The sequence below is a fragment of the Phaeobacter sp. genome (assembly GCF_022825805.1).
In the GTDB taxonomy this organism is placed as follows: Bacteria; Pseudomonadota; Alphaproteobacteria; order Rhodobacterales; family Rhodobacteraceae; genus Phaeobacter.
Genome location: NZ_JAJDWC010000061.1, coordinates 1 through 14,069, shown reverse-complemented (window position 1 = coordinate 14,069; position 14,069 = coordinate 1). Strand labels below are relative to the sequence as shown.

22 protein-coding genes are annotated in these 14,069 nt (G+C 57.9%); all 22 read left to right on the top strand.

All coding sequences use genetic code 11. The features are described 5' to 3' along the window. The first annotated feature begins 327 nt into the window (after nucleotides 1–327). Nucleotides 328–528 (top strand): 50S ribosomal protein L29, encoded by a 201-nt coding sequence (rpmC, locus tag Q0C28_RS06465; protein ID WP_293573949.1) that lies wholly within the window; start codon nucleotides 328–330, stop codon nucleotides 526–528. A gap of 11 nt (nucleotides 529–539) precedes the next feature. Then, nucleotides 540–770, top strand: coding sequence for a 30S ribosomal protein S17 (gene rpsQ / locus Q0C28_RS06460; protein WP_005621877.1), 231 nt, complete (start codon nucleotides 540–542; stop codon nucleotides 768–770). 101 nt (nucleotides 771–871) lie between these two features. Further along, nucleotides 872–1,240, top strand: a complete 369-nt coding sequence (gene rplN / locus Q0C28_RS06455) for a 50S ribosomal protein L14 (protein ID WP_005621870.1) — start codon at nucleotides 872–874, stop codon at nucleotides 1,238–1,240. A 2-nt stretch (nucleotides 1,241–1,242) separates the two neighbouring features. Beyond that, on the top strand, nucleotides 1,243–1,554 hold the full coding sequence (rplX, locus tag Q0C28_RS06450; protein WP_293573945.1) for a 50S ribosomal protein L24: 312 nt from the start codon (nucleotides 1,243–1,245) through the stop codon (nucleotides 1,552–1,554). Further along, on the top strand, nucleotides 1,547–2,110 hold the full coding sequence (gene rplE / locus Q0C28_RS06445) for a 50S ribosomal protein L5 (RefSeq protein WP_293573943.1): 564 nt from the start codon (nucleotides 1,547–1,549) through the stop codon (nucleotides 2,108–2,110). The genes rplX and rplE overlap by 8 nt, the downstream gene beginning before the upstream one ends. A gap of 18 nt (nucleotides 2,111–2,128) precedes the next feature. Further along, on the top strand, nucleotides 2,129–2,434 hold the full coding sequence (gene rpsN, locus Q0C28_RS06440) for a 30S ribosomal protein S14 (protein ID WP_293573941.1): 306 nt from the start codon (nucleotides 2,129–2,131) through the stop codon (nucleotides 2,432–2,434). A gap of 13 nt (nucleotides 2,435–2,447) precedes the next feature. Next, complete coding sequence (rpsH, locus tag Q0C28_RS06435; protein ID WP_293573939.1) at nucleotides 2,448–2,840, top strand: 30S ribosomal protein S8; 393 nt, start codon at nucleotides 2,448–2,450, stop codon at nucleotides 2,838–2,840. A gap of 12 nt (nucleotides 2,841–2,852) precedes the next feature. Further along, nucleotides 2,853–3,386, top strand: coding sequence for a 50S ribosomal protein L6 (rplF, locus tag Q0C28_RS06430; RefSeq protein ID WP_293573938.1), 534 nt, complete (start codon nucleotides 2,853–2,855; stop codon nucleotides 3,384–3,386). 11 nt (nucleotides 3,387–3,397) lie between these two features. Further along, on the top strand, nucleotides 3,398–3,757 hold the full coding sequence (rplR, locus tag Q0C28_RS06425) for a 50S ribosomal protein L18 (RefSeq protein ID WP_293573936.1): 360 nt from the start codon (nucleotides 3,398–3,400) through the stop codon (nucleotides 3,755–3,757). Between the two features lie 147 nt (nucleotides 3,758–3,904). Further along, nucleotides 3,905–4,474 carry a 30S ribosomal protein S5 gene (gene rpsE, locus Q0C28_RS06420; protein WP_293573934.1) on the top strand — a complete coding sequence of 190 codons (570 nt, stop codon included), beginning with the start codon at nucleotides 3,905–3,907 and terminating at the stop codon, nucleotides 4,472–4,474. Nucleotides 4,475–4,486: 12 nt separating this feature from the next. Beyond that, the gene (gene rpmD, locus Q0C28_RS06415; RefSeq protein ID WP_008559881.1) at nucleotides 4,487–4,675 is read left to right on the top strand and encodes a 50S ribosomal protein L30; all 189 of its coding nucleotides are present in this window, start codon (nucleotides 4,487–4,489) and stop codon (nucleotides 4,673–4,675) included. A 73-nt stretch (nucleotides 4,676–4,748) separates the two neighbouring features. Next, a complete protein-coding gene (locus tag Q0C28_RS06410; protein WP_293573928.1) occupies nucleotides 4,749–5,375 on the top strand; it encodes a hypothetical protein in 627 nt (208 codons plus the stop codon). A gap of 257 nt (nucleotides 5,376–5,632) precedes the next feature. Next, on the top strand, nucleotides 5,633–5,848 hold the full coding sequence (locus tag Q0C28_RS06405; protein ID WP_293573926.1) for a DUF1127 domain-containing protein: 216 nt from the start codon (nucleotides 5,633–5,635) through the stop codon (nucleotides 5,846–5,848). Nucleotides 5,849–6,660: 812 nt separating this feature from the next. After that, nucleotides 6,661–7,131: a 50S ribosomal protein L15 gene (gene rplO / locus Q0C28_RS06400; protein WP_293573924.1), complete on the top strand. Its 471-nt coding sequence runs from the start codon at nucleotides 6,661–6,663 to the stop codon at nucleotides 7,129–7,131. A 110-nt stretch (nucleotides 7,132–7,241) separates the two neighbouring features. Beyond that, on the top strand, nucleotides 7,242–8,606 hold the full coding sequence (secY, locus tag Q0C28_RS06395; RefSeq protein WP_293573922.1) for a preprotein translocase subunit SecY: 1,365 nt from the start codon (nucleotides 7,242–7,244) through the stop codon (nucleotides 8,604–8,606). Next, a complete protein-coding gene (locus tag Q0C28_RS06390; protein ID WP_293573920.1) occupies nucleotides 8,603–9,181 on the top strand; it encodes an adenylate kinase in 579 nt (192 codons plus the stop codon). The genes secY and Q0C28_RS06390 overlap by 4 nt, the downstream gene beginning before the upstream one ends. 418 nt (nucleotides 9,182–9,599) lie before the next feature. After that, nucleotides 9,600–9,968: a 30S ribosomal protein S13 gene (gene rpsM / locus Q0C28_RS06385; RefSeq protein WP_293573918.1), complete on the top strand. Its 369-nt coding sequence runs from the start codon at nucleotides 9,600–9,602 to the stop codon at nucleotides 9,966–9,968. A gap of 15 nt (nucleotides 9,969–9,983) precedes the next feature. Continuing rightward, entirely contained in the window at nucleotides 9,984–10,373 is a 390-nt protein-coding gene (gene rpsK, locus Q0C28_RS06380; RefSeq protein WP_008560534.1) for a 30S ribosomal protein S11, read from the top strand. Nucleotides 10,374–10,487: 114 nt separating this feature from the next. Further along, nucleotides 10,488–11,504: a DNA-directed RNA polymerase subunit alpha gene (locus Q0C28_RS06375; protein WP_008562550.1), complete on the top strand. Its 1,017-nt coding sequence runs from the start codon at nucleotides 10,488–10,490 to the stop codon at nucleotides 11,502–11,504. Between the two features lie 134 nt (nucleotides 11,505–11,638). Next, the gene (gene rplQ / locus Q0C28_RS06370) at nucleotides 11,639–12,061 is read left to right on the top strand and encodes a 50S ribosomal protein L17 (RefSeq protein ID WP_293573914.1); all 423 of its coding nucleotides are present in this window, start codon (nucleotides 11,639–11,641) and stop codon (nucleotides 12,059–12,061) included. Nucleotides 12,062–12,204: 143 nt separating this feature from the next. Continuing rightward, nucleotides 12,205–13,659 (top strand): trypsin-like peptidase domain-containing protein, encoded by a 1,455-nt coding sequence (locus tag Q0C28_RS06365; protein WP_293573912.1) that lies wholly within the window; start codon nucleotides 12,205–12,207, stop codon nucleotides 13,657–13,659. A 1-nt stretch (nucleotide 13,660) separates the two neighbouring features. Then, nucleotides 13,661–14,069 (top strand): AAA family ATPase (locus Q0C28_RS06360; protein ID WP_293573910.1); only part of this gene is annotated, 409 nt, incomplete at its 3' end.

Genomic DNA, 14,069 nt, shown 5'->3' with positions numbered 1-14,069 from the left:
CGAATACACGTCTTCGAACTTCATAAGTCGAACTTCCTGTAACACTTCTGTCCGCTTCATAACGCCTCCTTTCGGAGACATGATAAAACCGGACAGATCGCATGTTACCTACACCGGACATATCGCTTGTTAGCGACATCTCCCCAACCTTTCCCTTGCCCCCACACCCTGTCTCCTCTATAGGAACCCATCGCTTGCACCCAATCCGTCTCGGATCGGGGTCGAGTGATTCTTTTTTGCCGTGTTTTGGCACGGTTGACATAACCCACCAGGGAACAAGGTGACCCACACGGGGCCTTCTGGTGCTTAGGACAAGGAACAAAGGCGATGAACGCCAATGATCTTCGCGAGAAGACCGTGGATGAACTCCGCGATATGCTCGCATCCCTGAAAAAAGAGAGCTTCAACCTGCGCTTTCAGCAGGCGACCGGTCAGCTGGAAAACACGTCGGGCATCAAAGCGGCACGCCGCAATGCAGCCCGTGTGAAGACCATTCTGAACGAAAAAGCTGCAGCAGCAGCCGAATAAGGAGCGACACAATGCCCAAACGTATCCTGCAAGGCGTTGTGACCAGCGACGCAAACGCCCAGACCGTAACTGTCTCGGTTGAACGCCGCTTCACGCACCCGGTTCTGAAGAAAACCATCCGTAAGTCCAAGAAATACCGGGCTCACGATGAAAAGAACGCTTTCAAGGTCGGCGACTCCGTACGCATCATCGAATGCGCGCCGAAATCGAAAACGAAACGCTGGGAAGTTCTGGAAGCCTAAGAGCCTCGTTTGAGGCTCCTGGCGACTAGGCTTTTTAGCAAAGTCGAAACCCTGGGGGATCACAGCATCGCATCGCTGCCCCATAGGTCGGGAGAAACCACATGATCCAGATGCAAACAAACCTGGATGTTGCTGACAACTCCGGCGCGCGCCGAGTTCAGTGCATCAAGGTTCTGGGTGGTTCCAAGCGTAAATACGCATCCGTAGGCGACATCATTGTTGTCTCGGTCAAGGAAGCCATCCCGCGCGGCCGCGTGAAAAAAGGGGACGTCCGCAAGGCCGTCGTCGTGCGCACCGCCAAAGAGGTCCGTCGTGAAGACGGCACCGCAATCCGGTTTGACCGCAACGCAGCTGTCATCCTGAACAACAACAACGAGCCGGTTGGTACCCGTATCTTTGGCCCGGTTGTTCGTGAACTGCGTGCGAAAAACTTCATGAAGATCATCTCGCTTGCTCCGGAGGTGCTGTAATCATGGCTGCTAAACTCCGCAAAGGCGACAAGGTCGTCGTGCTGGCCGGCAAAGACAAGGGCAAAGAAGGCACCATTGCCTCCGTTGACCCCAAAGCTGGCAAAGCTGTCGTTGATGGTGTGAACATGGCAATCCGCCACACCCGTCAAACCCAGACCAGCCAAGGTGGCCGCCTGCCAAAGGCTCTGCCGATCCAGCTGTCGAACCTGGCTCTGCTGGACGCAAACGGCAAAGCAACACGCGTTGGCTTCCGCATGGAAGGCGACAAGAAAGTGCGCTACGCCAAAACCACGGGGGACGTGATCGATGCTTGATAACGCAACCTACACCCCGCGTCTGAAAGCTCTCTACAAGGAAACCGCTCGCGGCGCCCTGAAAGAAGAGTTCGGCTACAAGAACGACATGATGATCCCCAAGCTGGACAAAATCGTTCTGAACATCGGCTGTGGCCGTGCTGCCGTCAAAGACAGCAAGAAAGCCAAGTCCGCTCAGGCTGATCTGACCGCAATCGCGGGCCAGAAAGCTCTGACCACCGTGGCCAAGAATTCCATCGCTGGTTTCCGCGTTCGCGAAGGCATGCCGATGGGTGCCAAGGTGACCCTGCGTGGCGACCGGATGTACGAATTCCTCGACCGTCTGATCACCATTGCAATGCCTCGGATCCGCGACTTCCGCGGCGTTTCCGGCACTTCTTTTGATGGCCGTGGCAACTATGCCATGGGTCTGAAAGAGCACATGGTGTTCCCGGAAATCGACTTCGACAAGATCGATGAATCCTGGGGTATGGACATTGTGATTGGCACCACCGCGAAAACTGACGCGGAAGCAAAGGCGCTGTTGAAGCAATTCAACATGCCCTTCAACAGCTAATCGCGGGAAGGAAGAGACATGGCTAAGAAAAGCATGATCGAACGCGAGAAGAAGCGCGAGCGCCTGGTGGCAAAATATGCCGCAAAGCGTGCCGAGCTGAAAGAAATCGCAAACGACGAATCTCGTCCGATGGAAGAGCGTTTCAAAGCGCGCCTCCAGCTGGCGAAACTGCCGCGCAACTCCTCGGCAACCCGTCTGCACAACCGCTGTCAGCTGACCGGCCGTCCTCACGCTTACTACCGTAAGCTGAAGATCAGCCGTATCGCGCTGCGGGAACTGGGCTCCAATGGCCAGATCCCCGGTATGGTGAAATCGAGCTGGTAAGGGAGAGACAGATATGAACGATCCTATCGGCGATATGCTCACCCGTATCCGTAACTCTCAGATGCGCGGCAAATCCACCGTCTCCACACCAGCGTCCAAGCTGCGTGCGTGGGTTCTGGATGTGCTGGCGGACGAAGGTTACATCCGCGGTTATGAGAACGTGACTGGTTCCAATGGCCACCCCGCCATCGAAATCAGCCTCAAGTACTTCGACGGCGAACCTGTTATTCGTGAGCTGAAGCGGGTGTCCAAGCCCGGTCGCCGCGTTTACATGGGCGTCAATGACATTCCACAAGTCCGTCAGGGCCTGGGTGTGTCGATTGTCTCCACCCCCAAGGGTGTGATGTCGGATGCAAAAGCACGCGCAGCCAACGTCGGCGGCGAAGTGCTCTGCACCGTCTTCTAAGGAGGTCTTTCGATGTCCCGTATTGGTAAAAAAGCGGTCGAGCTGCCGAGCGGTGTAACCGCCAGCGTCTCCGGCCAGAGCATCGAAGTGAAAGGTCCGAAAGGCACCCGCAGCTTCACCGCAACCGATGACGTCACCATCACTGTGGAAGAGAACCTGGTCAAAGTGGACCCGCGCGGGAAATCCAAGCGTGCCCGCCAGCAGTGGGGCATGTCCCGCACCATGGTTCAGAACCTCGTCACCGGCGTGACCCAGGGCTTCAAAAAAGAGCTGGAGATCCAAGGTGTGGGTTACCGGGCTCAGATGCAGGGCAACACCCTGAAGCTGAACCTGGGCTACAGCCATGACGTTGACGTCGTTGCTCCGGAGGGTGTCACCATCACTGCGCCGAAGCAGACTGAAATCGTTGTGGAAGGCAATGACCAACAACTCGTCGGCGAAGTTGCGGCCAAAATCCGCGATTGGCGTCGTCCCGAGCCCTACAAAGGCAAAGGGATCCGCTACAAAGGCGAGTTCATCTTCCGCAAGGAAGGCAAGAAGAAGTAAGGACCAGCAAAATGGCAAACAGCAAACGTACCCTGTTTCTGAAGCGCCGGCTGCGCGTCCGGAACAAGCTTCGCAAGGTCAACGCAGGCCGTCCGCGCCTGTCCGTGCACCGTTCGAACAAGAACATCTCTGTTCAGCTGATCGACGATGTCCGTGGCGTGACCGTCGCCGCCGCCTCCACCCTGGAAAAAGACCTGGGTTTTGTCGGCAAGAACAACATCGAAGCAGCCACCAAAGTGGGCGCGGTTATTGCCGAGCGCGCTAAGGCGGCAGGCGTCACCGAAGCATACTTCGATCGTGGCGGCTTCCTGTTCCACGGCAAAGTGAAGGCTCTGGCCGACGCTGCGCGTGAAGGCGGTCTGAAGATCTAAGGATCTGTGGGCTCACGGTTTTGTGGGCCCGCAACAGACACTGTGGGCGGCTGATTGGCCGCCCCGATGATCCGGGAGCCCGCCTGTGGTGCGCTCACCAGGATTGAGTTCAAGAGACGCTCGTCGTCAGAAATAAAGGAATGCCTCATGGCAGAACGTGAAAACCGCCGCGGCCGTGGCCGTCGCGAAGAGGAAACACCGGAATTCGCAGATCGTCTGGTCGCGATCAACCGCGTCTCCAAAACCGTTAAAGGTGGTAAGCGCTTCGGCTTCGCCGCTCTGGTGGTTGTAGGCGATCAGAAAGGCCGCGTCGGCTTCGGTAAAGGTAAAGCGAAAGAGGTCCCCGAGGCCATCCGCAAAGCCACCGAGCAAGCCAAGCGTCAGATGATCCGCGTGCAGCTGAAAGAAGGCCGCACCCTGCACCACGACATGCACGGCCGTCACGGCGCAGGCAAAGTCGTCATGCGCACCGCACCTGAAGGTACCGGTATCATCGCAGGTGGTCCGATGCGTGCTGTCTTCGAAATGCTCGGCGTCAAAGACGTTGTTTCGAAGTCCATCGGCTCGCAGAACCCCTACAACATGATCCGCGCCACCATCGACGGTCTGAAAAAAGAGCAGTCACCTCGGTCGGTTGCTCAGCGTCGTGGCAAAAAGGTTGCCGATATCCTGCCCAAGCGGGATGAAGCCCCTGCTGCTGCTGAAGCAGAAGCGTAAGGAGACGGACACATGGCAAAAACCATCGTCGTGAAGCAGATCGGTTCCCCGATCCGCCGCCCCGCAGACCAGCGCGCAACCCTGGTTGGCCTGGGCCTGAACAAGATGCACAAGACTCGTGAGCTGGAAGATACCCCTTCCGTTCGCGGCATGGTCAACAAGATCCCGCATCTGGTGGAGATCATCGAAGAGCGCGACTAAGCCTCTTTGATCTTGAAAGTAGTAAACGCTCTGTGGGAAACTGCAGGGCGTTTTTTCTATTTAAGGTGGCATTATGAAACGTTCAGTTTGTTACTCGATATTGGCTGTAGTAATAGCAAACGTCGCTGTGGCTTCGGATCTCAGCTCTTGCGCGGTGATCGAGGAGGACAGCGAACGGCTTAAGTGTTTCGACAATTTGGTTGCTGATCTTGCTCAGCCACAGCCTAAAGCTCCTGATGACGATGAAAATACCGTGGTAGAAGAAAAGGGTAGCTGGATATTCACCGCATCCACGGACGATTTTTCGGGTAAAGACACTTCCATGGTTTCTTGGCACAGCGACAGAAGTGTGGCTCAATCAAGAGATGCCCCCTCGGCAATCATCGTGCGATGTGACGGAAGAGGGGGCACCGAAATCCTCGTTGTGTCCAATGGATACATTGGCGCCCGCCGAAACAGCATTCCAGTTCGATATAAGTTTGGCGAAAACGAGCCGGTTAAGGAAGGATGGCATGAATCAACAAGTGGCACAGCCGCTTTCCTACCGAATGGCTACAAGGATTTCCGAGATGGCCTTTTGTCAGGAGATGATCTGATTTTTGAGATTACCGATTTCCGTGGTTCTAAGTATTCAGCCAAGTTTGAGGATGCTGCTCCACTCGGTGAGAAGTTCGAGTTTGTTTGGGACGGTTGCCAGTAGCCGACTGATCCCTTTTTGCCCCGGTTCGCCGGGGCGTTTTTCTTTTGCCCGTTTGCTGTGCGCGCGGACCCCAAATCTGCCAAAACGGCAGCATCAACTTAATTTTGAATGATTTTTCCCATGCACAGGCTGCATAGCGGTCAGTCCAACCTGTCAGTTGTTGGCGCTAACAAGAGCGCCTATCTGTTCCTTGTCACTGAAACAGACATTGATCAACAACAGCCGGAAATACGTCCGGTCAGGAAAGGACTTCAATCATGGCACATGTCATCAACACACCCCTCGCGACCTCCTCTCTGTTTGCCCGCATCCGCAGTGGTCTGCAGGCCATTCAGGACCGTCGCGCGCTGAGCCGCGAATACAACCGCACTCTGGCCGAACTGAACGCACTGAGCGATCGGGATCTGGCCGATATCGGGATCGGCCGCAGCGATATCGAAACACTCGCCCGCGAGCATGTTTACGGCGCCTAAATACATTTCTGCCAGACAGTGAGAGCCGGGTCTTCCTCCTCCCTTCGATCCGGCAATCATACGAGAACGCCTCTGCCGCTCCTCCCTGGCAGGGGCGTTTTCTTTTGCAACACAGCTGCAACACAGGGCTGGCCGCCATCGCAGATGGCAGGTCTAAACCAGAACACCGCGCAGGGGTGTTGCCTGTTGCAGCCCACCGTACGCCCCGTGCACGATGCTTTCAGAGAGATATGCCATTCTACAGGGGATCGCGATCTTCGCCGGGTCTGGCACCCCGGCACCTGGAACCGGACCCTCAGTCAACCGCTGAGGGCCATGATTGATATATCTTCATGCGGGACTGACACCCCGATCCAACTCCAACCCCCGGCGGCGCCGCCACCCATTAACAAACGGCCCCAGACGGAACGAAGCGCAGAACAGACAGACACCCACAGCAACCGGCAGGGCAGGGGCCTTGGCGGGTGGTTTGGTACGATCGCTTAGTTGTGATCGCTTGGTTGTAATCGTTCAGGACGCGCGCCTGCTGTCTGCGGTCGCCAGGGCTCGGCGCGAGAGACGCCGATACCAAGAATCGCACCACAGTGCTCATTTCGAACGGTGGCAGGAAATGTCGCGAAACGGCACACACCGAGGCTCTCCCCCTGACGTATAACCTGCCCACTTGATCCGATGCCCCATCCCGTCTATACGCGCCCGGTGGCAGTGTACCTGCCATTGGAATCATTTTGTGGTTCTGAGACCAAAACCAAGAAGAGCCGTGTTTGGCCCGCTTACGCTTCAGGGGTCAGTTCCGGCAAAGGAGAAGCGATATGAAACTTCATGAACTGCGCGACAATCCAGGCGCCGCACCGAAACGCACCCGCGTTGGTCGTGGTCCGGGCTCCGGCAAAGGCAAAATGGGTGGCCGCGGTATCAAAGGTCAGAAATCCCGGTCCGGTGTAGCCATCAATGGTTACGAAGGCGGCCAGATGCCCCTCTACCAGCGTCTGCCAAAGCGTGGCTTCAACAAGCCAAACCGCAAAGCATACGCAGTTGTGAACCTGGGCCTGATCCAGAAATTCATCGACGCGGGCAAGCTGGACGCGGCCTCCATCACCGAAGATAGCCTGGTGGCATCCGGTGTTGTTCGTCGCAAACTGGACGGCATCCGCGTGCTGGCAAAGGGTGAAATCACCGCCAAAGCAACCATCTCCGTCACCGGCGCGTCCAAATCCGCCGTCGACGCAGTTGCCAAAGCGGGTGGCTCTCTGACCGTGGCAAACACTGCCGCAGCTGAGTAACAGCTTGTGAGCGGCGCCGATGCCGCTTACATAGAATTCAGTTTTCCATTGACGCCGCCCGAGCCGGAAAACGGCCCTGGGCGGCGTTTTCGCAAGAAGAGACCTTTTTTATGGTATCAGCAGCAGAACAAATGGCGGCGAACACCAGTTGGGCCGCTCTTGGCAAGGCCACAGATCTGCGCAACCGCATCCTGTTCACACTTGGGCTTTTGATCGTTTATCGTCTTGGGACGTATATTCCGGTGCCTGGGATCGACGCGGACGCACTGCGCCAGTTCATGGATCAGGCCGGGCAGGGTATTGGCGGCATGGTGTCGATGTTCACCGGTGGTGCGCTTGGCCGCATGGGCATCTTTGCCCTCGGAATTATGCCCTATATCTCCGCCTCGATTATTGTTCAGTTGCTGACCTCTATGGTTCCATCGCTGGAACAGCTGAAGAAAGAGGGCGAACAGGGCCGCAAGAAGATCAACCAGTATACCCGCTACGGCACGGTTCTGCTGGCGACAGCGCAGTCCTACGGTCTCGCGGTCTCGCTCGAATCGGGCGATCTGGCGACAGATCCGGGCATGTTCTTCCGCCTGGCCTGCATGATCACCCTGGTGGGCGGCACCATGTTCCTGATGTGGCTGGGCGAGCAGATCACCCAGCGCGGCATCGGCAACGGTATCTCCCTGATCATCTTTGTCGGCATCATCGCCGAGGTTCCTGCGGCGATTGCTCAGTTCTTCGCCTCCGGTCGCTCCGGCGCGATCAGCCCTGCCGTGATCATCGCTGTGATCCTGCTGATGGTCGGCCTGATCATGTTCGTGGTGTTCATGGAACGCGCGCTGCGCAAGATCCACATCCAATACCCGCGCCGTCAGGTCGGTATGAAGGTCTATGACGGCGGCTCCAGCCACCTGCCGGTGAAGGTAAACCCAGCAGGCGTGATCCCCGCGATCTTTGCCTCCTCGCTTCTGCTGCTGCCGGTGACGATCTCGACATTCTCGCAGGATGCCACCAACGGCCCGATCATGTCCTGGCTGCTGGCCAACTTTGGCCCCGGACAGCCGCTGTATCTGCTGTTCTTCGTGGTCATGATCGTGTTCTTTGCTTATTTCTACACGTTCAACGTCTCCTTCAAACCAGAGGACGTGGCCAACAACCTCAAGAACCAGAACGGCTTTGTGCCGGGCATCCGCCCAGGTCAGAAAACCGCTGAATATCTGGAATATGTGGTCAACCGCGTGCTGGTGCTCGGCTCTGCCTATCTTGCAGCCGTCTGTCTGCTGCCAGAGGTTCTGCGTGGTCAGCTGGCCATCCCGGTCTATTTCGGCGGCACCTCGGTTTTGATTGTTGTGTCGGTTGTGATGGATACCATCCAGCAGGCGCAGAGCCATCTTCTCGCGCATCAGTACGAAGGCTTGATCGAAAAGAGCCAGCTGCGCGGTCGCAACAAAAAACGCACCAAACGGGGGCCTGCACGTCGATGACAAATATTATTCTCTTGGGCCCACCGGGCGCTGGCAAAGGCACGCAGGCGGCGCATCTCGTCGGCTCCCGCAACATGACCCAACTGTCCACCGGTGACATGCTGCGCGAAGCGCAGACCTCCGGCACCGAAATGGGCAAGAAGGTCGCCGCGATCATGGCAGAGGGCAAGCTGGTCACCGACCAGATCGTCATCGGCCTGATCCGCGAAAAACTGCAGGAAGGCTCCGAAGGCGGGTTCATCTTTGATGGCTTCCCACGCACGCTGCCGCAGGCTGACGCGCTGGAAAAACTGCTCACCGAAATGGACCTCAAGCTCGACAGCGTCGTTGAGATGCAGGTCGACGATGAGGTTCTGGTCGAGCGTGTGGTGAACCGCGCCGCCGAAGCCCGCGCCGCAGGCAAAGAGCCACGGGCAGATGACACCGCAGACGCCATGCGCACACGCCTGATGGAATATTACAAAAAGACCTCGCCGCTGATTGGCTACTACTACGCCAAGGGCAACCTGCAGCGGCTTGATGGTATGGCCTCCATCGATGAGGTGCGCAAATCTATCGATTGGATCATGGGCTGATCCACGGTCCATTCGATCAACAGTGCTACAGCGGCTCCGCCTTTTCTGGGTGGGGCCGTTTGCGTTTCCCGGTTGGGGTTCGGCGTGATTTGCCAGAGTGGCGGCTGATGTTTGGCGGACGGGCCACTTGGTGCAGCGCACGTTCACGGATCGCGAAAGTTGCGATAAAAATGCACAGCTTCAGGCGCATGGCCCCGAGTGCGCCAGGAAACTTGCGGTCCGGGCAGACCCACGGGTTGACCAAAGCGTGATTTCCACATAGGGAACCGCATCCCCAATGGGAATCGACTGGCTGCGTGCGCCTATTGCGCAGCTGAATTACCTCAAAATACTGGGTCCTCTGGCGCCACTGCCATGATCAAGTGTTGTGAAAAAAGGTTCCGGCACTACGGAACCGCAACAAAAAGGAAAGTGACACGTGGCACGTATTGCCGGCGTTAACATCCCGACTGCAAAGCGGGTCCCCATCGCCCTCACATATATCACCGGTATCGGCTCCACTTCCGCCGAAGCCATCTGCGAAGCTGTCAACATCGATCGCACCCGTCGTGTGAACGAGCTGTCGGATGCCGAAGTTCTGGCCATCCGTGAGCACATCGATGCGAACTACACCGTAGAAGGTGACCTGCGTCGCGAAGTGACCATGAACATCAAACGTCTGATGGATCTGGGCTGCTACCGCGGTCTGCGTCACCGTCGTAACCTGCCCGTTCGCGGTCAGCGTACCCACACCAACGCTCGTACCCGCAAAGGCCCCGCAAAGGCCATCGCTGGTAAGAAGAAATAAGGGAGGGTCTGACCAATGGCACGCGATAAGACTCGCATTAAGCGCAAAGAGCGCAAGAACATCGCCTCCGGCGTTGCACATGTGAACTCCTCGTTCAACAACACCAAGATCCTGATCTCGGACGTGCAAGGCAACGCGATCTCCTGGTCCTCCGCAGGCACCATGGGCTTCAAGGGTTCCCGTAAATCGACCCCTTACGCGGCTCAGATGGCTGCTGAAGATGCTGGCAAAAAAGCCCAGGATCACGGCGTGAAAACTCTGGAAGTCGAAGTTCAGGGCCCAGGCTCTGGCCGTGAATCCGCGCTGCGCGCGCTGGCGGCTATCGGCTTCAACATCACATCCATCCGTGATGTCACCCCGATTGCACACAACGGCTGCCGCCCACCAAAGCGCCGCCGCGTCTAAGCGACACAACACCTGCTGGGGCTTTGCGTTTCGTGCAAGGCCCCAGTTCGTCATTTGAAACCTCGGGCGTCTGCACCTTTGGACATGGGGCGCGGACAGGAATGGAGGGACCGCATGATCCACAAGAACTGGGCAGAATTGATTAAGCCGACCCAGCTTGATGTTAAGCCGGGCAATGATCCCGCACGTCAGGCCACTGTTGTGGCAGAACCGCTGGAACGCGGCTTCGGTCTGACCCTCGGCAACGCGCTGCGTCGCGTTCTGATGAGCTCGCTGCAAGGCGCGGCCATCACCTCCGTGCAGATCGACAACGTTCTGCATGAGTTCTCCAGCGTTGCGGGCGTTCGCGAAGATGTCACCGACATCATCCTGAACCTCAAGGGCGTGTCCCTGCGCATGGAAGTCGAAGGCCCAAAGCGTCTGTCCATCAATGCCAAAGGTCCGGCAGTTGTTACCGCAGGTGACATCTCCGAATCCGCAGGCATCGAGGTGCTGAACCGTGAGCACGTGATCTGCCACCTGGATGATGGCGCGGATCTGTTCATGGAGCTGACCGTCAACACCGGCAAAGGCTATGTCTCTGCTGACAAGAACAAGCCCGAAGATGCGCCTATCGGTCTGATCCCGATCGACGCGATCTATTCGCCGGTCAAAAAGGTCTCCTACGACGTTCAGCCGACCCGCGAAGGTCAGGTTCTGGACTATGACAAGCTGACCATGAAGGTCGAAACCGATGGTTCGATCACGCCGGAAGATGCCGTGGCCTTTGCTGCGCGTATCCTGCAGGATCAGCTGTCGATCTTCGTCAACTTCGACGAGCCAGAATCCGCAGGCCGCCAGGACGACGACGATGGTCTCGAGTTCAACCCGCTTCTGCTGAAGAAAGTGGACGAACTGGAACTGTCCGTGCGCTCCGCAAACTGCCTGAAGAACGACAACATTGTCTACATCGGCGATCTGATCCAGAAAACCGAAGCAGAAATGCTGCGCACGCCGAACTTCGGCCGCAAGTCCTTGAACGAGATCAAGGAAGTGCTGTCGGGCATGGGTCTGCACCTCGGTATGGACGTCGAGGACTGGCCGCCGGACAACATCGAAGATCTGGCGAAGAAGTTCGAAGACAGCTTCTAAGAGATTGGGCGGCTCACGGGCCGCCCGAAATGCCCGGACCTACCGGGGAATACATGGGCATCCGCCCCAAGGTGAGTGGCTGACAAGTTATCAGCTGCCTGACAAAGCAAAACCTAAGATCAAGGAATGAAACAATGCGTCACGCACGTGGTTATCGCCGCCTGAACCGTACTCATGAGCACCGCAAGGCCCTGTTCTCCAACATGGCTGGCTCGCTGATCGAGCACGAGCAGATCAAAACAACCCTTCCCAAAGCAAAAGAACTGCGCCCGATCATCGAAAAGATGATCACCCTGGCCAAGCGCGGCGACCTGCACGCCCGTCGTCAGGCTGCGTCCAAGCTGAAGGAAGACAAGGACGTTGCAAAACTGTTCGAGGTTCTGGGCCCGCGCTACAAGGACCGTCAGGGCGGTTATGTCCGCATCCTGAAAGCCGGTTTCCGTTATGGCGACATGGCACCAATGGCGATCATCGAATTCGTGGATCGCGACGTTTCCGCCAAAGGCGCTGCTGACAAAGCACGTCTGGCTGAAATCGAAGCGGCTGACGAAGCCTAAAGATCTCGGTCTTCGGACCTGATCTCAACCCCCGCTCTGGCAACAGGGCGGGGGTTTTTGTTTGCTGTATCAGGGCGTAAATCCAACCTTGTAAAACAGGTGGGACGTCAGCATATGCTGAACACGACAAAAACGGAGCCGTCATGTTTCGCGCTTTTCTGACCGCAGCGGGCCTGCTTTTGGCCCTTCATTCCGGCCTGCCACAGGCCATGGCCCAAACGCGGGTGCCGCAAAATCAGGCAGAGATTTCCCTTGGCTTTGCACCGCTGGTGAAAGAAGCGGCCCCCGCCGTGGTGAACATCTACGCCAAGATCGTGCAGCAGCAACAGCAGCGGCGCACGCCATTTATGGATGACCCCTTTTTCGAGGACTTCTTTCGCGGTCTGTCCCGGCCACAGCCGCGGGTGCAGAACTCATTGGGATCTGGTGTTATTCTGTCCAAGTCCGGGCTGGTGGTGTCGAACTACCATGTGGTCGGCATGGCCACCGATATCCGCGTGGTGACAACGGACCGGCGGGAATACGCCGCGAAGGTCGTGCTGGCGGATCAGGCCAGCGACCTGGCGCTGCTGCAGCTGGAGGATGCGGCAGATCTGCCCTATCTGGAGCTGCGCGACAGCGATCAGGTCGAAGTGGGCGAATTGGCGCTGGCCATCGGCAACCCCTTTGGCGTGGGCCAGACGGTGAGCAGCGGCATCATTTCCGGCCTGGCGCGCAGCGGGTCAGGCACCGGGGGTGGGCTTGGTTACTTCATCCAGACCGATGCGCCGATCAACCCAGGCAATTCCGGTGGCGCGCTGATCGATGTGAATGGCGACCTGATTGGCATCAACACTCGGATCGTGACCCGCTCTGGTGGCTCCAACGGCATCGGTTTTGCCATCCCCGCCAATCTGGTGCGTGCCTTCATGCGTCAGGTGGAGCAGGGGGATTTGGTGAGCCAGACAGATCAGACGGACAACACAGCCCAGATGGTCCCAGTGCGGGCGTTTCAGCGCCCATGGGCGGGCATGATGGGCCAGCCTGTTGATGCGGATCTGGCGGCCTCGCTGGATATGGACCTGCCCGAAGGCATGGTGATTTCGGACCTGCACCCGGCAAGTCCCTTTGCAGAAGCAGGGTTCCGAGTGGGCGATGTGGTGTTGGATGTGGCGGGTCAGCAGGTGAATTCGCCGTCTGAAATGGTGTTTCGCATGTCTGTGGTCGGCATGGGGGAAACCGCCACGGTGACCCGCCTGCGCGGTGGGACACGCACAGCGCTGAAGGTGGCGATGATCGCTGCACCGAATGATCCACCGGCAGAACCATTCACCATGGATGAGCGCAGCCGCCTCCCCGGGCTCAGCCTGGCGCGGATCAACCCGCAAATTGTGCTGGGTCTGCAATTGCCGATGACGGCAACGGGGGTGGTGATCACCGATGCGGGCCCATATGGCGCCCGAGTCGGGCTGCGGGCTGGTGATATCGTAGAGGCCATCAACAACAACCCGGTCACCCGGCCCCGCGACGTTGCCGATCTGATCGAAGGCGCAGGTCGCTGGTTGAAGGTGGATCTGATCCGTCAGGGGCAGCGCGTCTCCCTGCGGTACCGGCTCTGATATGGCGGATCTGTTCGACACAGACCCGGACCCGGCGGATCCCGGCCAGGCTGCAGCGTCATCCGCAGGGGCGCCCAATCGGCCGCTGGCAGATCGGCTGCGACCACAGAACCTGTCGGATGTGATCGGACAGGCGCAGGTTCTGGGACCGGAGGCGCCGCTTGGCGTGATGCTGGCGTCTGGGTCGCTGCCCTCGCTTATTTTCTGGGGTCCACCCGGTGTGGGCAAAACCACCATTGCCCGGTTGCTGGCGCGGGAAACCGCCCTGCATTTCGTGCAGATCTCCGCCATTTTTTCGGGCGTGCCGGAACTGCGCAAAGTTTTTGAGGCGGCCAAGATCCGTCGCGACAACGGGCAGGGCACCCTGTTGTTTGTCGATGAAATCCACCGCTTCAACAAAGCCCAGCAAG